Below are 23,476 nucleotides of genomic sequence, written 5' to 3'. Positions count from 1 at the left end.
CATGCCCACGCCCGCCTTCCTGCGCGGCGCCGCGCTGCTGGTGATCGCGCTGCAGTTCTGGCCCGCCTCGCCGGCGCTCGCACAGCCGGCGCCGATCGCACAGACAAAGCACACCGCACCGGGCGTCGATCTTTCGGCCAGCGCCGAGCGGAGCGCGACCAACGACCTCGCCGTCGCCGTCCTCTACGCCGAACACAGCGCCCCCACTCCGGCGGCCGTGGCGAGCGAACTCAACCGCCGTATCGCCGCGGCACTGCAGCTGGCCGCATCCCATGCCGACGTCGACACCCGCTCGGGCAACACTTCGACCTGGCCGGTGTATGCCAAGGAGGGCGGAGGGCAAATCGAAGCCTGGCGCATGCGCTCCGAAATCCGCCTCGAAAGCCGCAAGCTGGCGGCGATGTCCGAGCTCATCGGTACCCTCCAGAACAGCCTCGCGCTGTCGCAGATCACCCTTCAGCCGAGCCCTGAAACCCGCCGCGGCGCGATCGACGCTGCGACCGTCGCCGCCCTGCGCGCCTTCGAGCAGCGCGCCGAACTGATCGCCGGAACGCTCGGCAAGCGCTACCGCATCACCCACCTCAGCGTCGGCGACGGCGACCTGCCGCCTCCGGTCCTGCCCCGCATGCGTGCCGCAGCGCTCGCCGCCGAGGCCGCACCGGCCCCCCTCGAAGGCGGCGAAAGCCGGGTCTCGGTGCATGTCAGCGGGCGCATCGAGCTCATCGACTAGCGCTGCACCGCGACGCGACAGGCGAGCTGGAGCCGCGCTCGCCCCCGAACCGGGCCGGCGGCACGGTGGACCGGGCAGCGCGCTCCGGCTTATCTTTGCGGCCATGAGCGCGCTCCTGTCTCTCCGAAGGCTTCATCTCCCGGCCATCCTCGCCATTGCCATCGGGCTTGCCGCACTCGCCGGTTGCAGTTCGGCGCCCGTCGCCCCGCGGCCCGGCACGAACACCACCGTCCCGGCCGGGGGCGGAACCTACTTCGCCCTCGCCGACGAAGAGCAGGCGGGCGAGATGGTGCTGTTCGCGCTCGGCCTGCTCGACACCGGCTACCGTTTCGGCGGGCGCAATCCAGAAGCCGGCCTCGACTGCAGCGGCATGGTGGCGTACATCGTCGAAAACATCAGCGGACAGCGCCTGCCGCACAACGCGGCGCAGATTGCCAAGCACACCCGGCCGATCGCGCTACAGGCGCTCCGTCCAGGTGACCTGATATTTTTCAACACCTTGCAGCGCCGCCACTCCCACATGGGGATCTACATCGGCGACGGGCGCTTCATCCACGCGCCCTCGAGCCGCGGTGCGGTCCGGGTGGAACGGCTCGACAACCGCTACTTCGCGCAGCGCATCGACGGCGCGCGCACCCTGGTGGCCCGCAACTGAGGCACGCAACGGAACTCCACGGCCAAGGCCCGCTGCGGAGACCCGCAGCGCCGGGTTGCGCTGCTCAGCGTCGGGGAATCTGGACGTAGATCTCGTTCGGCCTCGTCAGGCCGAGCTCGAAGCGGGCGCGCTCCTCGATCGCCTCGTTGCCCGACTTGAGGTCATTCACTTCGGCCTCCAGCCCAGCATTGCGCTGCTCGAGCCGGAGGTTGTCGGCCCGCTGCGCCTGCACTTGGCGGCTGGTCTCCCAGACCTGCAGCCAGCCCCCCTTCCCCAGCCAGAGCGGGTACTGGAGGACGACGACGAGAGCGGTCAGGATCAGGATCGGCCAGCGCATGGTATGAAGTAGGCTCCAACGATCAACGCTTGAGTGGATTGGCGCGATGCGGATCGGCCGACTGCGACCGCCGGCGACTCCGCGGTGCAAAAAGGCCGACGGGATCGCCGCCGGCCTTTTCCAGTCATGCGCTCACCGCATCGGATATTCAGCGCAGATTGTAGAACGCGCGCTTGCCCGGGTAGGTGGCGGTGTCGCCGAGGTCTTCCTCGATGCGCAGCAGCTGGTTGTACTTGGAGATACGGTCCGAGCGGCTCAGCGAGCCGGTCTTGATCTGCATCGCGCGCAGGCCCACGGCGATGTCGGCGATGGTCGAATCGTCGGTCTCGCCCGAGCGATGCGAGATCACCGCGGTGTAGCCGGCGAGCTTGGCCATCTCGACCGCGGCGAAGGTCTCGGTCAGGGTGCCGATCTGGTTGATCTTGATCAGGATCGAGTTGGCCACGCCCTGCTCGATGCCCTGCGCGAGGATCTGGGTGTTGGTGACGAAGAGGTCGTCGCCCACCAGCTGCACGCGCTTGCCCAGACGTTCGGTCAGGATCTTCCAGCCGTCCCAGTCGCCCTCGGCCATCGCGTCCTCGATCGACACGATCGGGAACTTGTCGCACAGGGTCTCGAGGTAGTCGGTGAAGCCTTCGGCGGTGAGCGACAGGCCTTCGCCCTTCAGTTCGTAACGGCCGTTCTTGTAGAACTCGGAGGCGGCGCAGTCGAGCGCCAGCAGCACGTCCTGGCCGGGTACGTAGCCGGCGGCGACGATCGCTTCCTGGATCAGGTTGAGCGCTTCCTCGGTGCCCGAGACGTTGGGGGCGAAGCCGCCCTCGTCGCCGACGGTGGTGGGGTAACCCTTGCCGTCCACGATCTTCTTCAGGTGGTGGAAGATCTCGGCGCCGCAGCGCAGGGCCTCGCGGAAGCTGCCCATGCTCACCGGCATGATCATGCATTCCTGGATATCGAGGCTGTTGTTGGCGTGCTCGCCGCCGTTGATGACGTTCATCATCGGCACCGGCATCACCATCGGGCTGGAGCCGCCGAAGTAGCGGTACAGCGGCAGGCCGGCCTCCTCGGAAGCAGCCTTGGCCACCGCCATGGAGACGGCGAGCATGGCGTTGGCGCCCAGGCGCGACTTGTTCTCGGTGCCGTCGAGCTCGATCAGGGTGCGGTCGATGAAGGCCTGCTCCTCGGCGTCGAGGCCGATGATCGCTTCGGCGATCTCGGTGTTCACGTTCTCGACCGCGCGCAGCACGCCCTTGCCGAGGAAGCGCGACTTGTCGCCGTCGCGCAGCTCGATCGCCTCGCGCGAACCGGTGGAAGCGCCCGAGGGCACGGCGGCGCGGCCCATCACGCCCGATTCGAGCAGCACGTCGGCTTCGACGGTGGGGTTGCCGCGGGAGTCGAGAATCTCGCGGGCGATCACATCAACGATTGCACTCATGTCTTGTCCTGTTGCAGTTACGGATCATTCGAAACGACGGGAGGTTCGAAACTCAGAGCGTGGTTTCGAGAAAGCCCTGGCGCTTGACCAGCGCATCGATTTCCTTGAGGGTGGTCAGCAGCGCCTTCATTTTTGCCAGCGGCCAGGCGTTGGGGCCGTCCGACAGTGCCTTCGCGGGGTCGGGGTGGGTCTCCATGAAGAGGCCGGCGACGCCGACCGCGACCGCGGCGCGCGCCAGCACCGGGACGAACTCGCGCTGGCCGCCCGAGGCCGTGCCCTGACCGCCCGGCAGCTGCACCGAGTGGGTGGCGTCGAACACGACCGGGCAGCCGGTGTCGCGCATGATCGCCAGCGAGCGCATGTCGGAGACGAGGTTGTTGTAGCCGAAGGAGGCCCCGCGCTCGCACACCAGGATGGTGTCGGCGCCGCCATTGGCCTCCTTCGCCTTCTCCGCGACGTTCTTCATGTCGCCGGGAGCAAGAAACTGGCCCTTCTTGATGTTCACCGGCTTGCCGCTGGCGGCCACCGCATGGATGAAGTCGGTCTGGCGGCAGAGGAAGGCGGGCGTCTGCAACACATCGACCACGGAAGCGACCACCGGGATCTCCTCAATCGTGTGCACGTCGGTCAGCACCGGCAGGCTGAGCTGCGTCTTCACCGCCTCGAGCATCTTCAGCCCGGCATCCATGCCGTGGCCGCGGAAACTCTTGCCCGAGCTGCGGTTGGCCTTGTCGTACGAGGCCTTGAAAATGTAGGGAATGCCCAACCCGGCGCAGATTTCCTTCATCTGCCCGGCGATGTCGAGGCACATCTGCGCGGACTCGGCGACGCAGGGTCCGGCGATCAGGAACAGCGGCCGGTCGAGGCCGACTTCGAAGTCACACAGTTTCACGCTCGCTCCTTCAGGCTGCGGCCTGCTGGCGCGCGATCGCCGCCTGCACGTAGGCGGTGAACAGCGGATGGCCCTTGCGCGGGTTGGAGGTGAACTCGGGATGGAACTGGCAACCGACGAACCAGGGGTGGACATCGGCGGGCAGCTCGACCATCTCGCACAGGTCGGTGACCGGCGCACGGCCGGAGACGACCAGCCCCTTGTCCTCGAGCTTCGCCAGCAGCGAGTTGTTCACCTCGTAACGGTGGCGGTGGCGCTCCATGATCTCGGTCGCGCCGTAGACTTCGCGCGCCAGGGTCCCTTCGGCGAGCTGACAGAGCTGGCCGCCGAGACGCATCGTGCCGCCGAGATCGGACGCCTCGGTGCGCTTTTCAACCTTGCCGCTGCGGTCCTTCCATTCGGTGATCAGGCCGATCACCGGGAACGGAGTGTCGCGCTCGAACTCGGTCGAGTGCGCCCCGTCCATGCCGGCGACGTCGCGCGCGAACTCGACCACCGCGAGCTGCATGCCCAGGCAGATTCCCAGATACGGCACCTTGTTCTCGCGCGCGAAACGGATCGCGGCGATCTTGCCTTCGGTGCCGCGCTTGCCGAAGCCGCCCGGCACCAGGATCGCGTCCATGGACTGGAGCACGCCGCAGCCGTCGCGCTCGATGTCCTCGGAGTCGATGTAGTGGATATTCACTTTCGACTCGGTGTGCATGCCGGCGTGATTGAGCGCCTCGATCAGCGACTTGTAGGACTCGGTGAGGTCGACGTACTTGCCGACGAAGCCGACATTGACCGTCTGCTTCGGATGCTCGAGCGCGTGGATCAGCTTTTCCCACACCGACAGGTCGGCCGCGCGGGCGAGGATGTCGAGCTTGTGGCAGACGATCTGGTCGAGCATCTGGTCGTGGAGCTGAGCGGGAATCTTGTAAATCGAGTCGGCATCGAGGCACTCGATGACGGCCTCGGGCATCACGTTGCAGAACAGCGCGATCTTGCGCCGCTCGTCGGCCGGGATCGAGCGGTCGGCGCGGCACAGCAGGATGTCGGGCTGGATGCCGATCTCGCGCAGCTCCTTCACCGAATGCTGGGTCGGCTTGGTCTTCAGCTCACCCGCGGTCGGGATGTAGGGCAGCAGGGTGAGGTGGATGAAGCAGGTGCTGCTGCGCCCTTCCTCGATCCCCATCTGGCGGATCGCCTCGAGAAAGGGCAGCGACTCGATGTCGCCCACCGTGCCGCCGACTTCGACGATCGCCACGTCGGCGCCTTCGGCGCCGCGCTTCACGTACTGCTTGATCTCGTCGGTGATGTGCGGGATCACCTGCACCGTCTTGCCGAGGTATTCGCCGCGCCGCTCCTTCTTGATCACCGCCTCGTAGATCTGCCCGGTGGTGAAGTTGTTGCGCCGGCTCATCTTGGCGCTGGTGAAGCGCTCGTAGTGGCCGAGATCGAGATCGGTCTCGGCACCGTCTTCGGTGACGAACACTTCGCCGTGCTGGAACGGGCTCATGGTGCCCGGATCGACGTTGATGTAGGGGTCCAGCTTGAGGTGCGTGACCTTGATGCCACGGGACTCGAGAATCGCGCCTAAAGAGGCGGCCGCGATGCCTTTGCCCAGGGAGGACACGACACCGCCGGTAACGAAGACGTATTTGGTCATGGGAGATGTGCTGCGGGAAAGCGCGATGATAACCGATGAGCCGGACGCGCGTCAGCAGTCCAGGCGCCATCGCCCGGACCCTGTTCGTGCCTGCCGCCGCTCCTGCACCGGGCCCGGAGCACGGCGGTTTCCCGTAGGGGCGCGGGAAGGCGCGAGCGGCTCAGGCCATCCCGCGCAGCTCGCGCAGCAGCACCGACAGCATCGCCATGTCGATCGCGGGCGCGCTGCGGATCTCCGTGAGTAGTTGCTGGTAGCGCCCGAGCGGCACCGCGGCGCGCACGCGCCCGGCGCTCAGCACGCCCTCGGCGTCCGCGCCCTCGGGCGCGTAGCGCAGCGCCTCGCTGGCGAGCGCGCGCGCGAGCGCGGAGAGGTCGCTGCGCAAAGCGCCGCGCGCAAGGCGCTGCCAGCGCGTGTCGGCCGGCAGGCTGGAAATCTGGCGGCCGAGCCAGTGCAGGTCGAGCTCACCGCCGAGGGCGAAATACACCTGCGCCACGGTAGCCTCGTCACGGCGCTGCTCCGCCGCCACTTCGACCAGGTCGAGCGCCGCATACATCTCCTCGAGCGCCGCCACCCGCTGCGCCAGCGCCTCGGGCACGTCCTGCTCCACCCGGTGCGCCACCGCGGCGTCGAGCTCGGCACGATAGGCCGGCGCGACGTACTCCACCAGCCCCTGTGCAAGCGCCGCCACACCGGGCGAGAAGTGCGCGAGCGTAGCCTGCAGGTCGACCAGCCAGCGGCGGTGGCGCAGGAACCACAGCGTGCCGCGCTGCACCAGACGGCCGGACTCCTGGATCAGCTCGGTCTGCACCGCATCGGCGATGTGGTTGTCGAGCGCCTCGATCTCGCGCCACAGCGCCACCAACCCGAAGATCTCGCGGGTCGCCATGTAGGCGCGCACGACATCGGGGGGGGCTGCTCCCGTTTCCGCCCCGAGGCGGCTGACGAAGGTCGGCCCGACACGGTTGATCATGCTGTTGACGACGTGGGTGGAAACGATCTCGCGCCGCAGCGGATGGCGCTGGATATGCTCGGCGAAGCGCTCGCGCAGCGGCACCGGAAAATAGCGCTCGAGGGCGCTGCGGATGTAGGGGTCTTCCGGCACGTCCGAGGCCAGCACTTCGTCATAGAGCTCGATCTTCGAGTAGGCCAGCAGGACCGCCAGCTCGGGAGTGACCAGCCCCACGCGCGCCGCCTTGCGCTCGACCAGATCCTCGTCCATCGGCAGGAACTCGAGCCTGCGGTTGAGCCGCCCGGCGTGGCCGAGGCGGCGCATGAAGTCGGCCTGTTCGTCGAGCAGATCCACCCCGCGGGCGCGGACCACCGACAGGATCCGGGTTTGCGCATAGTTGTCGCGCAGCACCAGTGCGGCGACCTCATCGGTCATCTCGGCGAGCAGCTGGTTGCGCTGCTTCATCGTCAGCTCGCCTTCGGCGACCACGCTGCCGAGCAGGATCTTGATGTTGACTTCGTGATCCGAGCAATCGACCCCGCCCGAGTTGTCGATGGCGTCGGTATTGACCCGCCCGCCCCCGAGCGCGAACTCGATGCGCCCGAGCTGGGTGGCACCGAGGTTGCCACCCTCGCCCAGCACCTTGCAGCGCAGCTCGGCGCCGTTGACGCGCACCGCGTCGTTGGCACGATCGCCCACCGCGACGTCGGTCTCGGCCGCGGACTTGATGTAGGTGCCGATCCCGCCGTTGTAGAGCAGATCGACCGGCGCGGTGAGGATGGCGCGGATCAGCTCGGTCGGCGCCAGGCTGTCGGCGTCGATGTCGAGTGCCGCACGCAGTTGCGGCGACAGGCGGATCGATTTCGCGCTCCGCGGCCACACCCCGCCGCCCTCCGAAATCAGGGTCTTGTCGTAGTCGTCCCAGCTCGAGCGCGGCAGGGCGAACAGGCGGGCGCGCTCCTGCCAGCTCGTCTCCGGGTCGGGATCGGGGTCGACGAAAATGTGGCGGTGATCGAACGCCGCCACCAGGCGGATCTGCCGCGACAGCAGCATGCCGTTGCCGAACACGTCACCCGACATGTCGCCGATGCCGGCGACGGTAAACGGCGTCTCCTGGATGTTGCGCCCGATCGCGCGGAAATGATGCTTCACCGCCTCCCACGCACCGCGCGCGGTGATTCCCATCTTCTTGTGGTCGTAACCGGCCGAGCCACCCGAGGCGAAAGCGTCGCCGAGCCAGAAGCCGTACTCCGCGGCGACCTCGTTGGCATAGTCGGAGAAGGTCGCCGTGCCCTTGTCGGCCGCCACCACGAGGTAGGGGTCGTCCTCGTCGTGGCGCACCACGTCGGGTGGCGGAACGACCCTGCCCTGCACCAGGTTGTCGGTCAGATCGAGGAGGCCGCGCAGGAAGTTGCGATAGCAGGCGACGCCTTCGGCGACCAGCGCCTCGCGCCCGCCCTCCACGGGCGGGCACTTGACGACGAAGCCGCCTTTCGAGCCCACCGGCACGATCACCGCGTTCTTGACGATCTGCGCCTTCACCAGGCCGAGGATCTCGGTGCGGAAGTCCTCCATCCGGTCCGACCAGCGCAGGCCGCCGCGCGCGACCTTGCCGCCGCGCAGATGCACCCCCTCCATGCGCGGCGAATAGACGAAGATCTCGAACATCGGCAGCGGCTGCGGCAGGTTGGGGATCTGCGCCGGAGCGAACTTGAATGCGGTGTAGGCCTTGGGACGACCGTCGGCGCCGCGCTGGAACCAGTTGGTGCGCAGCGTCGCCAGGATCAGGGCGAGGAACTGGCGCAGGATGCGGTCCTCGTCGAGGTTGGCCACCGCATTCAGCCCCTGCTCGATCGCCGCCACGATGCCGTTGCAGGCGGCCTCGCGCCCCTGGTCGAGGGCGGGCTCGAAGCGCACCCGGAACAGTTCGAACAGCGCGCGCGCGAGCTCCGGGTACGCCGCCAGGGTCTGCTCCATGTAGGCCTGGCTGAAGGTGAACGCGGCCTGGCGCAGGTATTTCGCGTAGGCGCGCAGCACCGCGACCTCGCGCCAGGACAAGCCGGCGCGCAACACCAGGCGGTTGAAGTCGTCGTTCTCGACCTCGCCGCGCCAGGCATGCGAAAAGGCATCCTGGAACAGCGGCCGCACTTCGTGGATGTTGAGGCTGTCGGCCTCGGCATAGTTAAGGCCGAAATCGTGCAGCCACACCGTGCGCCCGTCCTGGCGCGAAACGGCGTACGGCCGCTCGTCGATCACAGTCACGCCCATCTTCTCGAGCATCGGCAGGCTCGAAGACAACGGCACCGGGGCGTCGAGGTGATACAGGCGCAGGTTCAAGCGGCTCGCGGGCGCTTCCAGCGGCACGTACAGATTGAGCCCGAGCGCCTCGCGATCGACGAGCGCTTCCATCTGCTCGATGTCGAACACCGCCATCCGCGCCGAATGGTCCTCGCGGTAGCCCGCCGGGAAGCCGCTGCCGTAGCGCCGGGCCAGCGCCAGGCCGCGCTCTTCGCCGCACTGCTCAACCAGTGCCTGCAGCATTTCGTCCTCCCAGCGCCGCGCGGCACGGATCAGGCGCTGCTCGAGTTCACGGGTATCGAAAGGCGGGATCACCGAATCCCGGGTGCGCACGGTGATCAGGATGCGCGCCAGCGCGGAGTCCGAGAACTGCACATCGAATTCGGAGGCGGTGCCGTTGAAGGCATCCATCAGCACCGCCTGCATGCGCTTTCTCTGATCGGTGTTGTAGTGCTCGCGGGGAACGTAGATCAGGCAGGAAACGAAGCGGGCGAAAGGGTCGCAGCGCACGAACAGGCGCGTGCGCAGGCGCTCGCCCAGGCGCAGGATGCCCATCGCATGAACGTAGAGTTCTTCCGGTGAAATCTGGAACAGCTCGTCGCGCGGGTAGCGCTCGAGCAGGGTCAGCAGCGCCTTCGCCGCATGACCGCCGGGCAACAGCCCGGCGCGCTCGAACACGGCCTCGACCTTGCGCCGCAGCAGCGGGATCTGCTTCGGGCTGGCGCTGTACGCGGTCGATGCCAGCAGGCCGATGATGCGGCGCTCGCCGAGCACCCGGCCGGCGTCATCGAAACGCTTGACACCGACGAAGTCGAGGTAGCCCGGGCGGTGCACGGTGGAGCGCGAATTGGATTTCGTCACCGTGAGCAGGTGGGGCAGATGGGCCTGGGCGCGCAACTGCGGCGGCAGCGCGGCGAACGAGCGCGACTGCCCGTCCTCGCCATCGCCGCGCAGCAGGCCGAGCCCGGAGCCGCTGACGATGCGCAGTTCGTTGCCATCCCCGGTATCGACCAGCTCGTAGTCGCGGCAACCCAAAAGGACGAAGTTGTCGGCCGCGAGCCACTCGAGAAAGGCGCGCACTTCGGCCAGCTCGCCCGCTTCGAGCGACGGCACGCCCCCGTCCAGCCCGGCGATGATCTCGGCCATGCGCGTGCGCATCGCCGGCCAGTCGCCGACCGCCGCACGGACGTCGGCAAGGACGTGCTCGATCCCCTGCTGCAAGGCGGCGAGGTCGGCCGGATCGCTGCGACGATCGACCTCGAGGTGCATGATCGACTCGAGACGCGCCCCGCCCGGCCCTTCGCCCGCCGCCGCGGCCTGCACTTCATCCTGCTCGGCGAGGCGCACGAAGCGCCCCTCGCCGTCGCGCACCACGCCCATCACCGGATGGATGATGAGATGCAGGGCCGAGCCCTGGCGGGCGATCTCCATCGCGATCGAATCGACGAGGAAGGGCATGTCGTCGCCGACGATCTCGATCACCGTGTGCGTACATTCCCAGCCGTGTTCGTCGAGCCTGGGGTTGAACGCGCGCACCCGGCTGCCCGAGCGTCGCCGGGCGATGAAATGCCACTGGCTGAGCACGGCGCCATAAAGATCGGCGACCGGCAGCGCCTCGAGGTCTTCCGGATCGACCTGGGCGAAGAATCGCCGGGCAAAGGCGCTCACCGCAGCGGCCTGTGCCGCCGGCAGGCGCGCCGCGATTTGTTCGACCACCGCGTCGATCTGTGCGATCAACCGGCTTGCTTCCCGCGTGTTCATCCGAATCCCCCCGCTTGCATGTCAGGACATGGCGAGGCGGGTCGTGGCCCGGGCGAACGGCAGATCCGGGCCACAGCCCGCCTCGCGATGGAACAAAAGAGTCAGGCTAAGAGAACGCCGGGATGAACGATACCCCCGTTTTCCCTAACGAAGCCGGCCCCGCTCAGCGGATGAAATCGCGGTTGATCTCGCGAAACAACTCGGTGCCGCCGCGCTGCAGCCACTCGAACGCGACCATTTCGCGCGACACGATCTCGACCCCGTGCTCGCGCATGCGGGCGAAGGCGAGGTCCCGGTCGGCGGCGGCGCGCGACCCCGAAGCCTCGGCGACGACGAACACTTCCTTGCCCGCCCAGCGCAGTTCGAGCGCGCTCTGCATCACGCAGACATGGGCTTCGGTGCCGCACACGATCACCTGCCGGCAGCGCTCCACCGCGGTATCGGCGAGGCCGCCTTCGGCCTGCGCCGAAAAGCAGCGCTTGCCCACGTAGCGGGCGTTGCCGGTGGCCGCGCGCAGCTCGTCCACCGTCGCGCCGAGCTTCTCCGGAAAATGCTCGGTAACCACTACCGGCACTCCTGCGCGCTCGGCCACCCGCGCCAGCCAGATGCAGTTGGCAACCACCTGCTCGCGGTCGTGGATGTGCGGAGCCAGCCGCGCCTGCACGTCGATCACCAACAGCACCGACTTGTCCCGATTCATCAGCATCATCGTAGCTCCCTCGACCGTGGGTCCGGGCCGGCCGGCGGCGGCCCGTGCCGCCCCGAGTCAGGCGGCGGAATCATCGAACAAGGCACGCACCGCCGGCGGGATCGGCACCGATTTTCCGCTGCGCATGTCCATCCACACTGTCTTGGCCGCGCCTTCGGCATACAAGCGGTCCTCGCCTTCGACGAACAGTTCGTACCAGGTCATCAGGCTGGTTCGCCCGGGCGAGCCCGCGTACATCCTGACGACTACCGTGGCAGGATAATTCACCGGCGCCAGAAAGGTGCAGCTGGCATTGATGATCACCGGTCCGATTTCCTCGAAGGGGCTGACCCGCGAGCCCATCCGTTCCGCCCACTCGATCCGGGCCTGTTCGAAGTAGCGGAAATACACCGTGTTGTTGACGTGGTTGTAGGCGTCCATGTCGCCCCAGCGCACCGCGATCCGGCTGGTGTGGATCAGTCTGGCCTTGTCCTTCATCGCCTTCGCTCCTGTTATTCGGGTCGCGAGCTAATGTAGCATACGCCCCCGTATGTCATGAGGCGCGCCATCCGTGGGAGAGCCCCGGCCCGGCGCGAAACGGCACAAAGGTTTAAACTCGCGCGGTTTGAACAACTTGCGCAGTCGCAGGGCGGGCACGCCCTCCACACCAATCCAGGAGAACAGGATGGAACGCGAATCGATGGAATTCGACGTGCTGATCGTCGGCGGCGGCCCCGCAGGGCTGGCAGCGGCGATCCGCCTCAAACAGCTGGCCGGGCAGAAAGGCCAGGAAATCTCGGTATGCCTGATCGAGAAAGCGGCCGAAATCGGTGCCCACATCCTGTCGGGCGCGGTGATGGACCCGAAGGCGCTGACCGAACTCTTCCCCGACTGGAAGGAACGCGGCGCTCCGCTCAACACCGCAGTGACCGAGGACAAGGTCCTGTTCCTCACCGAAACCGGCGCCCGCCAGGCCCCCAACGGCCTGCTGCCGGACTGTTTCATCAACCACGGCAACTACATCGTGCGCCTGGGCAACGTGGTGAAATGGCTCGGCGAGCAGGCCGAAGCGCTCGGCATCGAAGTCTATCCCGGCTTTGCCGGCGCCGAAGTGCTGTACGACGGCCACGGCGCGGTCAAGGGCGTGGCCACTGGCGACATGGGCCTCAACCGCGACGGCACTCCCGGCCCGCACCACCAGCCGGGGATGGAACTCCACGCCAAATACACCCTGTTCGCGGAAGGCTGCCGCGGCCACCTGGGCAAGCAGCTGGAAGCGAAGTTCAAGCTGCGCGACGGCGTCGATCCCCAGACCTACGGCATCGGCATCAAGGAACTGTGGGAAGTGAAGCCCGAGAACCACCGCCCCGGCCTCGTCGTGCACACCGCCGGCTGGCCGATGGACAACGCCACCTACGGCGGCGGCTTCGTCTATCACCTCGAAGACAACCTGGTCGCGGTCGGCTACGTGGTCGGCCTCAACTACAGCAACCCGCACCTGTCGCCGTTCGAGGAGATGCAGCGCTACAAGACCCACCCCGAGATCCGCAAGTACCTCGAAGGCGGCAAGCGCCTCGCCTACGGTGCCCGCGCGATCACCGCCGGCGGGCTGCAGAGCCTGCCGCGGCTGGTGTTCCCGGGCGGGGCGCTGGTCGGCGACGACGCCGGTTTCCTCAACGCCGCGCGGATCAAGGGCAGCCACGCCGCGATCAAGTCCGGCATGCTCGCCGCCGACGCCGCGTTCGAGGCGCTCGCCGCCGAACGCCAGCACGATGCGCTCACCGCCTACCCTTCGTCCTTCCGCGACTCCTGGCTGTACGCCGAACTGCACAAGACCCGCAACTTCAAGCCCTACATGAAGAGAGGCCTGTGGATCGGTTCGCTGCTGTTCGGCATCGACCAGAAGCTGTTGATGGGCAAGGCGCCGTGGACGCTGCACAACAGCGCCGATCACGACAAGCTCAAGCCGGCTGCCGAGTGTCCGAAAATCGACTATCCGAAGCCCGACGGCGTACTCACCTTCGATCGTCTGTCCTCGGTGTTCCTGTCCAATACCAACCACGAGGAAGAGCAGCCCTGCCACCTGCAGCTGAAGGACGCCTCGGTGCCGATCGCGATCAACCTCGCCCGGTACGACGCCCCCGAACAGCGTTACTGTCCGGCCGGTGTATACGAGATCGTCCGCGACGGCGAAGGCGGCGCCCCGCGCCTGCAGATCAACGCCCAGAACTGTGTGCACTGCAAGACCTGCGACATCAAGGACCCGACCCAGAACATCAACTGGGTCGTGCCCCAGGGCGGCGAAGGGCCGATCTACCAGGGCATGTAAGCGGGCACGGCGCGGAAAGCTCACCCACGCGCTGCCCGCGCCGCCTGCATCACCCACTCGATGAACTCCGACTTCACCCCGGCATAGGCAGCACAGGCGTGCGGATGTCCGCGCACGCCGACGGTCGGCCACCCCCCGCTTGCGCCACGATCGCCACGGCAGGTAGCTGGTTATTCATTCAGTAACCGGCTCTGTTATCCTTGCCCCCTTCGCATCGAACCGGACAGGCCCGCACAGCATGGCAGGCAAGCAAGACACTCCGCAGCACTACGACGAATCCTCCTTCCGCGTCCTCAAGGGGCTGGAGCCGGTGCGCGAGCGCCCCGGCATGTACACCCGCACCGACAGCCCGGCGCACATCATCCAGGAGGTCATCGACAACGCCGCCGACGAGGCGCTCGCCGGCTTCGCCAGGAAGATCCACGTCACCCTGCACCAGGACGGCTCGGTCACCGTCGCCGACGACGGCCGCGGCATCCCGGTCGGCCTCCACCCCGAGGAAGGCGTGCCGGTGGTGGTGCTGGCCTACACCCGGCTCCATGCCGGGGGCAAGTTCGACAAGCGCGAGGGCAATTCCGCCTATGCCTTCTCGGGCGGTCTGCACGGCGTCGGCGTGTCGGTCACCAACGCGCTGTCGACCCGCATCGAAGTCGAGGTCAGGCGCGACGGCAGGATCCACCGCATCGACTTCGCCGACGGCGGCGAGACCATCAGCGCGCTGCGCAGCGAAGGCGAATGCGGCCGCCAGACCGGCACCCGGGTGCGCGTATGGCCGGACGGCAAGTACTTCGAGTCGGCGCGCGTGCCGATGAACGAGCTCGAGCGCCTCTTGCGCAGCAAGGCGGTGCTGCTGTCGGGCGTGGCGGTGCGGCTCGACATCGAGCAGGCGAACGGCCCCGCGCTGTCCAAGACCTGGTCCTACCCCGAGGGCCTCGCCGGCTACCTGAAGGAAGTCGCTGGCGACACCGAGCCGGTGGCGCCGATCTTCACCGCAGAGAAGTACGCCGGCAAGGATGACCCCAGCTTCGCCCCCGGCGAAGGCGCGGCCTGGGCGCTGGCCTGGTTCGAGTCCGCGGTGCCGAGCGAGTCCTACGTCAACCTGATCCCGACCGTGAACGGCGGCACCCACGAATCCGGCTTGCGCGCCGGCGTGTTCGAGGCGATGAAGTCCTTCATCGACCACCACACACTGCTGCCGCGCGGCGTCAAGCTGCAGCAGGAGGACGTCTGCGGGCGGATGAGCTTCGTTCTCTCGGCGCGCCTCCTCGACCCGCAGTTCCAGGGCCAGGTGAAGGAAAAGCTCAACTCGCGCGAGGCCGTGAAGCTCGTCTCCAGCCAGCTGCGCGACCCCTTCGAAATCTGGCTCAACAACCACGTCGAGGCCGGCAAGGCGATCGCCGAGCTCTCGATCAAGCAGGCCTTGGCACGCCAGAAGAGCGCGCAGAAGGTCGAGAAGAAGAAGACCTCCGGCGTCGCCGTGCTGCCGGGCAAGCTCTCCGACTGCGAATCCGAGGACCTCGCCGACAACGAGCTCTTCCTCGTCGAAGGCGACTCCGCCGGCGGCTCGGCGAAGATGGCGCGCAACAAGGAAACCCAGGCCATCCTGCCGCTGCGCGGCAAGGTGCAGAACGCCTGGGAGATCGACCCCGATCGCCTCTTCGCCAACGCCGAGATCCACGACATCGCCGTCGCCCTGGGCGTCGATGCCCATCGTGCCGACAGCGAGGTCGGCCTTGCCGGCCTGCGCTACGGCAAGGTCGTCATCATGTCGGATGCCGACGTCGACGGCGCCCACATCCAGACCCTGCTGCTGACCCTCTTCTTCCGCCATTTCCCGAAGCTCATCGAACGCGGTCACGTCTATGTCGCCCAGCCGCCGCTGTACCGCATCGACGTCCCCGCGCAGGGCAAGAAACGCCCGCCGCGCCGCCTCTACGCCCTCGACGACGGCGAGCTGAGCGCGATCCGCGACCGCCTCGAGAAGGAAGGCTTCCGCCCCGACGCGATCGAAGTCGGCCGCTTCAAGGGCCTGGGCGAAATGAACCCCGACCAGTTGCGCGAAACCACCATGGACCCGGCCACCCGCCGCGTGCTGCCGGTGAAGGTGCGACGCGGCGCGGCGGACGAGACGCTGAAGATGTTCACCCTGCTGATGGGCAAGGGCGAAGCCTCCGGCCGCCGCGCCTGGATGGAAGAAAAGGGCGACAGCGTCGAGGCGGATGTCTGAGCGCCGCCGGGCAAATCCGGTTTGCCCGATCAGACAGTCCAAACTAAAGTAGTCATATTTACTACTTTATTTCCAAGCTACGGACCCGACATGCACACCATCTCCGCCGCCGAAGCGAACCGTCAGTTTTCCAGCCTGCTCCGCCAGGTGAGCCAGGGCGAGACGGTCATGGTCCTGTCCCATGGCCGTCCAGTTGCGACGATCAGTCCCATTCCGGCCGCGACTGAAGATGCCGGCGGCCGCGCCAACGCACGCGCCCGCCTCCTGACCCGGCTCAATCGGGAGCCTACCGCAGGCGAGCGCAACTGGAGCCGCGACGAACTGTACGACCGCGGCGAATGAAAATCGCACTGGACACCAACATCCTCGCCTACGCGGAAGGCGCTGGAGACGATGCGCGTTGTGCAGCTGCACGGGCATTACTTGCGGATCTCGCGGCGAGCGAGGTGCTGATTCCCGCACAGGCGATGGGTGAGCTGTACCGAGTTCTGACCGGCAAGCTAAAGCGTGACACTAAAGCGGTTCGCAGCGCTCTACTGGACTGGTCGGATGCCTACGAAGTGGTCGATTCGACCTGGCCGATCTTCCAGGCGGCCATCGACCTGGCCTGCGATCATCGGATGCAGATCTGGGATGGCCTGATCCTCTCAGTGGCTGCGGAAAACCGTTGCCGCCTGCTTCTGAGCGAGGACCTGCAGCACGGCTTCACCTGGCGCGGCGTCACCGTCATCAATCCTTTCGAGCATGTCCGGCACCCGCTACTGCTCGCAGCATGCAGTTCGAATTCATGAGCACAGATACCCCCGATCTCTTCGATGCCCCTGACGCAAACGAATCCCTCACCGCAGCCCCCCCGGTGCCCGCCGCGGTAACGGCCACGGCAAGCACGACGCAGGACACAGGAGCCGGTACACCACCGACGGCAGCAGGTGCAAACTTGCCGCCCCCCCCTGCCCCGCCCGCCGACCCCGCCCCCGAACCCGAGGACGACGGCACGCTGGCACTCGACCGCTACGCCGAGCGCGCCTATCTCGCCTATGCGATGAGCGTGGTGAAATCGCGCGCGCTGCCGCAGGTCGAGGACGGCCTGAAGCCGGTGCAGCGCCGCATCCTGTTCGCGATGAACGAAATGCGGCTGTCGTCCACCTCCAAGCACGTGAAGTCTGCGCGCGTGGTCGGCGACGTGATCGGCAAGTACCACCCCCACGGCGACTCCAGCGTCTACGACGCCATGGTGCGGGTGGCGCAGGACTTCTCGTTGCGCTATCCGCTGGTCGATGGCCAGGGCAACTTCGGCTCGCGCGACGGCGACTCGGCGGCGGCGATGCGCTACACCGAATGCCGCCTGACCCCGATCGCCGAGCTGCTGCTGGCCGAGATCGACCGCGGCACGGTGGACTTCATCCCCAACTACGACGGCGCCTTCGAAGAGCCGCAGCTGCTGCCCGCGCGCCTGCCCTTCGTCCTGCTCAACGGCGCCTCGGGGATCGCGGTGGGGATGGCGACCGAGATCCCGCCGCACAACCTGCGCGAAGTGGCCGAAGCCACCTGCCACCTGATCCGCCACCCCGAGGCCACCCTCGACGACGTACTCGGCATCCTCCCCGGCCCCGACTTCCCCGGCGGCGGCCAGCTCATCTCGCCGCCCGGGACCATCCGCGACGCCTACGCATCGGGCCGCGGCAGCCTGCGCGTGCGCGCGCGCTGGAAGATCGAGGAGCTCGCCCGCGGCCAGTGGCGAGTCATCGTCGACGAGCTGCCGCACGGCGTCTCCGCCGCCGGCGTGCTGTCCGAGATCGAGACCCTCACCAACCCGCAGCCGCGCGCGGGCAAGAAGGAAGTCAGCCAGGAGCAGAAGAATCTCAAGCAGCTCGTGCTCGGCGTGCTCGACACCGTGCGCGACGAGTCCAGCGACAAGGCCCCGGTGCGCATCGTGCTGGAGCCCAAGTCCAGCCGCCAGAGCCGCGACGAGTTCATGGCGGTGCTGCTCGCCCACACCAGCCTCGAGACCTCGGTGTCGGTGAACCTGACCATGATCGGGCATGGGCCTGTCCATGGCGGCCGGCCGCAGCAGAAGAACCTGGTGCAGATCCTCAAGGAATGGATCGACTTCCGCTATGTCACCGTCGAGCGCCGCAGCCGCCACCGCCTCGACGAGGTGGACCGCCGCCTCCACATTCTCGAAGGCCGCATGATCGCCTTCCTCCACATCGAGGAAGTGATCCGCGTGATCCGCGAGTCGGACGAGCCCAAGCCGGCACTGATCGAAGCCTTCGGGCTGTCCGAGATCCAGGCCGAGGACATCCTCGAGATCCGCCTGCGCCAGCTCGCCCGCCTCGAAGGCTTCAGGATCGAGAAGGAGCTCGCCGAGCTGAAGGACGAGCGCAGCGGTCTGCAGCACCTCCTCGACAGCCGCACGGCGATGACCAGGCTCATCCTCAAGGAGATCGGCGACGACGCCAAGAAGTACGGCGACGACCGCCGCACCCTGGTCGAGGCCGTCGCCGCGGTAGCACCGGCCGAGATCAGCGTGCCGGACGAGCCGGTCACGGTGATCGTGTCGAAGAACGGCTGGGTGCGCACGCGCCAGGGCCATGGCATCGACGCCGCGACGGTCGGCTACAAGGCGGGGGACTTCGCTTTCGCCGCGCTCGAGACGCGCACGATCTGGCCGCTGATCGTCGTCGACAGCAACGGCCGCGCCTACACGGTAAAAGTGTCGGATCTACCCGGCGGCCGCGGCGACGGCACCCCGTTCACGACGCTGGTCGAGTTCCAGGACGGGGCCAAGCTCGCCCAGGTGATCAGCGACACGCCGGATACGGTCTACTTCTTCGCCAACAGCGGCGGCTACGGCTTCCTCTGCAGCGTCGCGGACGCCACCAGCCGCCAGCGCGCGGGCAAGGCCTTTATGAGCCTGGAAAAGGGGGAAAAGGTGCTGGCCCCGGCCAAAGCCTTCGGCGACTGGATCGCCGCCGCCTCGGAAAACGGTCGCCTGCTGGTCTTCCCGCGACCGGAGATGAAGACGCAGAGCGGCGGTCGCGGCGTCATCGTGATGGCGCTCGACGAAGGCGAGGCGCTCGCCGCGGTGGCGGTCCCGGCCGATGACGCGGTGCTGAGCGTGGAAGGCACCGGGCGCGGCGGCAAGGCGGTGACCATCGAACTGAAACCGGCGCAGCGCGAGCCGCTACGCCACCGCCGGGCGCGCAAGGGCGCCCCGCTGACGCCGCGAGTGAAGCCGGAACGGATGCGGTGAAGGAGGGAGACGGGGCGCAACGGGGCGGGCTTGCCCGGCCGCGCCGCGGTAGCGCAGGGCTTCAGCGCGCCGGCGGTAGGCGGTCGAAACCGCGCAGGCGCGCCCCCGGACCGATGCCGCGCGCGGCAAACCAGCCGAGGTTCATTTCCAGCGCGAAGCGCGCCGGGGCCGCCGCACAATGGCTGTCCTCGGTCTGCGGCTGCATGTCGGCGATGTTGATCAACCCGCCGTCGGCATCGATGAAGGCGACCGACAGCGGCAGGTAGGTGTTCTTCATCCACATGCAGTGGATCGCGTCCTCCGGGAACACGAACACCATGCCGTGATTCAGGGGCATCGAGCGGCGCTGCATCAGGCCGCGCTGGCGAGCCTGGAAAGTGTCCGCGACCTCTGCCGCGATGCGGTACATCCCGGCCCCGAGCTCGGCCACAGGCGGAGTGCCCGGGGGCGGAGCGGCCTGCGCGAGGACGCTGCCGGTCCCGGTCAACGATAGAAGCGCGAAGATCCACCCACGGATGCTGCCCGACATCGCTCTCCACCTCTCTCGATTGCAAAGGACCGCAGCGTAGCGCAGTTCGCCGCCGGACGCAGCGGGCGAGGCGTGTTCCCGCCCCACCCGGCTCCGGACGGCGCCTCCGCGGCTCAGGTCGCGAGCATTTCCTGGTGCTTTCCGCCCAGCCCAAGATAGGCCTCGATCACGCGCGGGTCGTCGGCGAGTTCCGATGCCGGCCCTTCCATCGCGATCTCTCCGGTTTCGAGCACGTAGGCGTAGTCGGCAACCTGCAGCGCCGCACGCGCGTTCTGCTCGACGAGCAGGATCGACACTCCACGGCTGCGCAGCTGGGTGATGATGCGGAAGATCTCACGCACGATCAGCGGCGCCAGCCCCAGGCTGGGTTCATCGAGCATCAGCAGCTTGGGCTTGGCCATCAGCGCCCGTCCCACGGCGAGCATCTGGCGCTCGCCGCCGGACAAGGTCCCGGCGAGTTGGCTGCGCCGCTCCTTGAGACGGGGAAACAGCGCGTAGACTTCTTCCATGGTCTGCGCCTGGTCGCGGAAACCCATCCGGTAACGCTGAAAGGCGCCGAGCACGAGATTGTCCTCGACACTCATCTCGCCGAACAGCTCGCGCTTTTCCGGCACCAGGTTCATGCCGTGCGCGACCATTTCCTCGACTTCCGGCGAAGTCAGAGCCAGCCCGGCGAACTCGATCCGGCCGCGCGAAGGCAACAGCCCCATGATCGCCGACAGCATGGTCGTCTTTCCTGCGCCATTGGGGCCGATGACGGTGACGATCTGCCCCTCGCCCACCGTCAGTTTGGCATTGGTCAGGGCTTCGACCAGGCCGTAGGAAACGCACAGGTCGCTCACCTGGAGCACCGGGTTGCCGGTCTGATTCTGCGTAGCCATCATTCCCCTCCCCCGAGGTAAGCCTCGAGCACCGCCGGGTCGCGCTGTACGTCCTCGGGCAGACCTTCGGCGATCTTTTCACCGAACTCCATGACCACGACCCGATCGACCAGGCCCATCACGAAATCCATGTCGTGCTCCACCAGCAGAACCCCCATGCCCTCCGCCTTGAGCTTCTTCAGCAGATCGCCGAGGGCCTGTTTTTCCTTGTAGCGCAAGCCGGCCGCCGGCTCGTCGAGCAGCAGCAGGCAGGGGTCGGAAGCCAGCGCGCGGGCGATTTCGAGGATGCGCTGCTGGCCCAGGGCGAGGCTGCCGGCCTCGTCGTGCATGTGCTCGGCCAGGCCGACACGCTCGATCTGGCGCGCGGCCTCGGCCAGCAAGCGCTTCTCCTCACCGCGGTCGAGGCGCCAGGCCGCCGCCAGCACGCCCTTGCTGCCGCGCAGATGGGCGCCGATGGCGACGTTCTCGAGCACGCTCATCGTCGGCAGGATGCGCACATGCTGGAAGGTGCGGCTCATCCCCATCCGCGCGATCGTGCGCGAGCCCTTGCCCACCACCGATTCACCGAGAAAACGCACTTCGCCCGAGGTCGGCGTATCGACGCCCGAGACCTGGTTGAACATCGTGCTCTTGCCCGCGCCGTTGGGCCCGATCAGCGCCAGGATCTCGCCGGCGTGCACATCCAGGCTCATGTTGTTGTTCGCCAGCAGGCCGCCGAAACGGCGGGTGACCCCCTTGGCTTCGAGCAGCAAGGTGCCAACCACGGGCAGCTCGCGCCGCGGCAGCATGGCGGCATTGCGGTCGATGGTGCGGCGCACCGCGGCAACCGGCACCACGCGCTTGACCGCGGCGACCAGGATCGGCCACAGGCCGCCGCGCGCCTTGTGCAGCACCAGCACCATCAGCGCGCCGAAGAAGATTACTTCGAAGTTGCCGCTCTGCCCGAACAGCTTGGGCAGCAGATCCTGCAGCCACTGCTTGAGCACCGTGATCACCCCGGCACCGACGAGCGCGCCCCATACGTGCGCCGCGCCGCCGACGACGGCCATGAACAGGTACTCGATGCCGATGTGCAGGCCGAACGGCGTCGGGTTCACGAAGCGCTGCATGTGCGCGTACAGCCAGCCGGAGGCGCAGGCGAGCAAGGCGGCGAGGACGAAGATCACGGTGCGCGAGCGCGTGGTATCGACCCCCATCGCCTCGGCCATCACCATGCCCCCCTTGAGCGCACGGATCGCGCGCCCTTCGCGCGAGTCGAGCAGGTTGCTGGCGGTGAACACGCCGGCGAGGACGAAGAACCAGATCAGGTAGTAGATCTCGTGTCCCTGGCGCAGCTCGTAGCCGAACACGGCGATCGGCTCGATGCCGGTGAGCCCGGTATGGCCGCCCAGGATCTCCATGGTGCCGAACAGGAAATACAGGCTGAGGCCCCAGGCGATCGTCGCCAGCGGCAGGTAATGCCCGGACAGGCGCAAGGTCAGTTTGCCGATGAAGTACGCCACCACCGCGGTAAGCACGAGGCCGACCGCCAGCGACAGCCAGGGTGACGCCGACGCCCAGCCGAGCCAGGCGGGGAGATCGGCCGCGGTCGAAATCACCGCGGTGGTATACGCGCCGAGACCGACAAAGGCCGCCTGGCCAAAGCTGGTCAGGCCGCCGACTCCGGTCAGCAGCACCAGGCCGAGCGCCACCATCGCATACAGGCCGATGTAGTTGAGCAAGGTGACGTAGAACGCCGACAAGGTCAGCGGCGCAAGCAGCAGCAGCGCGATGAACGCGCCCTGCACGACGCGGGGGGAGAGTGCGAATTTCATTCCTCTTCCTCCATGTGGTGGCTGGTCAGCGAACGCCACAGCAGCACCGGGATGATCAGGGTGAACACCAGTACTTCCTTGTAGGCGCTGGCCCAGAACGAACTGAACGATTCGAGCAGGCCGACCAGCAGCGCGCCGAAGGCCGCGATCGGGTAGCTCCCCAGTCCGCCGATGATCGCGGCGACGAACCCCTTCAGCCCGATCAGGAATCCGCTGTCATAGTAGATGGTGGTGATCGGCGAAATCATGACGCCGGACAACACCCCGATCAGCGTCGCCAGCAGGAAGGTCAGCTTCCCTGCCAGGGCCGGCGGAATCCCCATCAGCCGTGCGCCGTTGCGGTTGATCGCCGTGGCGCGCAAGGCCTTGCCGTACAGCGTGCGGCCGAAAAACAGCGCCAGGGCGATGATCAGCACGAGCGAGGCGGCGACCACCCAGATCGTCTGCCCGGTCACGGTCAACGGCCCGAGCTCGAAGCGCGCATCGGAGAACGGCGGCGTGCGGTAACCTTCCGCGCCGAAGAACAGCAGGCCGAGCCCGACCATCGTCACATGCGCCGCGACCGACACGATCAGCAGCACCAGCACCGGTGCTTCGGCGATCGGCTGATAGACGATGCGATACATCATCGGCCCCAGCGGGACCACCACCAGCAGCGTCACCAGCACCTGCAGGGCGAGCGCGAGTTCGGTCAGCGGCAGGGACTGGAGCACCGCCAGCATCACCAGCGGGTAGCCGATGTTGAGCGCCGCGATCGAACCCAGGCGTCGGCGATGGCCGGACTGCAACGCCACCCGCCCGTCAAGCACCGCGACGGCGATTCCGGCGCCGAGCAGCAGCCAGGCGGTCGCCGGGAAAAAACCATTGTCGATCATCGCCAGGGTCAGCGCGCCGTAGGAGACGAACTCCCCCTGGGGAATGAAGATCACTCGGGTAACCGCGAACACCAGCACCAGCGCAAGTGCGAGCAGCGCGTAGATGGCGCCGTTGGTGATGCCGTCCTGCCCGAGGATCAATGCAATCTGAAAATCCATGACCGCAAGCCCCCCC

General features: G+C 67.4%; 18 protein-coding genes. 7 read left to right on the top strand and 11 right to left on the bottom strand.

What is annotated here, in order from left to right:
- Nucleotide 1 precedes the first annotated feature (1 nt).
- Nucleotides 2-730 carry an SIMPL domain-containing protein gene (locus Tharo_RS06715; RefSeq protein WP_107220540.1) on the top strand — a complete coding sequence of 243 codons (729 nt, stop codon included), beginning with the start codon at nucleotides 2-4 and terminating at the stop codon, nucleotides 728-730.
- A gap of 103 nt (nucleotides 731-833) precedes the next feature.
- On the top strand, nucleotides 834-1,385 hold the full coding sequence (locus Tharo_RS06710; RefSeq protein WP_107220539.1) for a C40 family peptidase: 552 nt from the start codon (nucleotides 834-836) through the stop codon (nucleotides 1,383-1,385).
- 64 nt (nucleotides 1,386-1,449) lie between these two features.
- On the opposite strand, the gene ftsB is transcribed toward Tharo_RS06710, so the two are convergent.
- The 7 genes from ftsB to Tharo_RS06675 form a co-directional block, all read right to left on the bottom strand.
- On the bottom strand, nucleotides 1,450-1,722 hold the full coding sequence (ftsB, locus tag Tharo_RS06705; protein WP_107220538.1) for a cell division protein FtsB: 273 nt from the start codon (nucleotides 1,720-1,722) through the stop codon (nucleotides 1,450-1,452).
- Between the two features lie 148 nt (nucleotides 1,723-1,870).
- On the bottom strand, nucleotides 1,871-3,154 hold the full coding sequence (gene eno, locus Tharo_RS06700) for a phosphopyruvate hydratase (RefSeq protein ID WP_107220537.1): 1,284 nt from the start codon (nucleotides 3,152-3,154) through the stop codon (nucleotides 1,871-1,873).
- A 52-nt stretch (nucleotides 3,155-3,206) separates the two neighbouring features.
- Complete coding sequence (gene kdsA, locus Tharo_RS06695) at nucleotides 3,207-4,046, bottom strand: 3-deoxy-8-phosphooctulonate synthase (protein WP_107220536.1); 840 nt, start codon at nucleotides 4,044-4,046, stop codon at nucleotides 3,207-3,209.
- A gap of 10 nt (nucleotides 4,047-4,056) precedes the next feature.
- Entirely contained in the window at nucleotides 4,057-5,694 is a 1,638-nt protein-coding gene (locus Tharo_RS06690; RefSeq protein ID WP_107220535.1) for a CTP synthase, read from the bottom strand.
- A gap of 160 nt (nucleotides 5,695-5,854) precedes the next feature.
- Nucleotides 5,855-10,702, bottom strand: a complete 4,848-nt coding sequence (locus tag Tharo_RS06685; protein ID WP_107220534.1) for an NAD-glutamate dehydrogenase — start codon at nucleotides 10,700-10,702, stop codon at nucleotides 5,855-5,857.
- 163 nt (nucleotides 10,703-10,865) lie between these two features.
- Nucleotides 10,866-11,408, bottom strand: coding sequence for an isochorismatase family protein (locus Tharo_RS06680; protein WP_107222342.1), 543 nt, complete (start codon nucleotides 11,406-11,408; stop codon nucleotides 10,866-10,868).
- Nucleotides 11,409-11,468: 60 nt separating this feature from the next.
- Nucleotides 11,469-11,888 carry an acyl-CoA thioesterase gene (locus Tharo_RS06675; protein WP_107220533.1) on the bottom strand — a complete coding sequence of 140 codons (420 nt, stop codon included), beginning with the start codon at nucleotides 11,886-11,888 and terminating at the stop codon, nucleotides 11,469-11,471.
- Nucleotides 11,889-12,075: 187 nt separating this feature from the next.
- Here Tharo_RS06675 and Tharo_RS06670 point away from each other — a divergent pair, with 187 nt between their 5' ends.
- From Tharo_RS06670 to parC, 5 genes are all read left to right on the top strand, one after another.
- Nucleotides 12,076-13,719: an electron transfer flavoprotein-ubiquinone oxidoreductase gene (locus tag Tharo_RS06670; protein ID WP_107220532.1), complete on the top strand. Its 1,644-nt coding sequence runs from the start codon at nucleotides 12,076-12,078 to the stop codon at nucleotides 13,717-13,719.
- 238 nt (nucleotides 13,720-13,957) lie between these two features.
- Nucleotides 13,958-15,946: a DNA topoisomerase IV subunit B gene (locus Tharo_RS06665; RefSeq protein WP_107220531.1), complete on the top strand. Its 1,989-nt coding sequence runs from the start codon at nucleotides 13,958-13,960 to the stop codon at nucleotides 15,944-15,946.
- A gap of 90 nt (nucleotides 15,947-16,036) precedes the next feature.
- The gene (locus tag Tharo_RS06660; protein ID WP_107220530.1) at nucleotides 16,037-16,288 is read left to right on the top strand and encodes a type II toxin-antitoxin system Phd/YefM family antitoxin; all 252 of its coding nucleotides are present in this window, start codon (nucleotides 16,037-16,039) and stop codon (nucleotides 16,286-16,288) included.
- On the top strand, nucleotides 16,285-16,737 hold the full coding sequence (locus Tharo_RS06655; protein ID WP_107220529.1) for a PIN domain-containing protein: 453 nt from the start codon (nucleotides 16,285-16,287) through the stop codon (nucleotides 16,735-16,737). The genes Tharo_RS06660 and Tharo_RS06655 overlap by 4 nt, the downstream gene beginning before the upstream one ends.
- Nucleotides 16,734-19,202, top strand: coding sequence for a DNA topoisomerase IV subunit A (gene parC, locus Tharo_RS06650; RefSeq protein ID WP_107222341.1), 2,469 nt, complete (start codon nucleotides 16,734-16,736; stop codon nucleotides 19,200-19,202). The genes Tharo_RS06655 and parC overlap by 4 nt, the downstream gene beginning before the upstream one ends.
- A 61-nt stretch (nucleotides 19,203-19,263) precedes the next feature.
- Here the strand turns inward: parC and Tharo_RS06645 are convergent, their stop codons facing one another.
- The 4 genes from Tharo_RS06645 to Tharo_RS06630 all read right to left on the bottom strand — a co-directional run bounded on the left by Tharo_RS06645 (nucleotide 19,264) and on the right by Tharo_RS06630 (nucleotide 23,460).
- The gene (locus Tharo_RS06645) at nucleotides 19,264-19,731 is read right to left on the bottom strand and encodes a DUF192 domain-containing protein (protein ID WP_107220528.1); all 468 of its coding nucleotides are present in this window, start codon (nucleotides 19,729-19,731) and stop codon (nucleotides 19,264-19,266) included.
- A gap of 113 nt (nucleotides 19,732-19,844) precedes the next feature.
- On the bottom strand, nucleotides 19,845-20,612 hold the full coding sequence (locus Tharo_RS06640; protein WP_107220527.1) for an ABC transporter ATP-binding protein: 768 nt from the start codon (nucleotides 20,610-20,612) through the stop codon (nucleotides 19,845-19,847).
- Entirely contained in the window at nucleotides 20,612-22,426 is a 1,815-nt protein-coding gene (locus Tharo_RS06635; protein ID WP_107220526.1) for a branched-chain amino acid ABC transporter ATP-binding protein/permease, read from the bottom strand. The genes Tharo_RS06640 and Tharo_RS06635 overlap by 1 nt, the downstream gene beginning before the upstream one ends.
- Nucleotides 22,423-23,460: a branched-chain amino acid ABC transporter permease gene (locus tag Tharo_RS06630; protein WP_107220525.1), complete on the bottom strand. Its 1,038-nt coding sequence runs from the start codon at nucleotides 23,458-23,460 to the stop codon at nucleotides 22,423-22,425. Before Tharo_RS06630 ends, Tharo_RS06635 begins: the two co-directional genes overlap by 4 nt.
- Nucleotides 23,461-23,476 lie beyond the last annotated feature (16 nt).

Source organism: Thauera aromatica K172, from assembly GCF_003030465.1.
Taxonomy (GTDB): Bacteria; Pseudomonadota; Gammaproteobacteria; order Burkholderiales; family Rhodocyclaceae; genus Thauera; species Thauera aromatica.
Note: the sequence above shows the minus strand (reverse complement) of the source record. Positions and strands in the feature narration are given on the sequence as shown.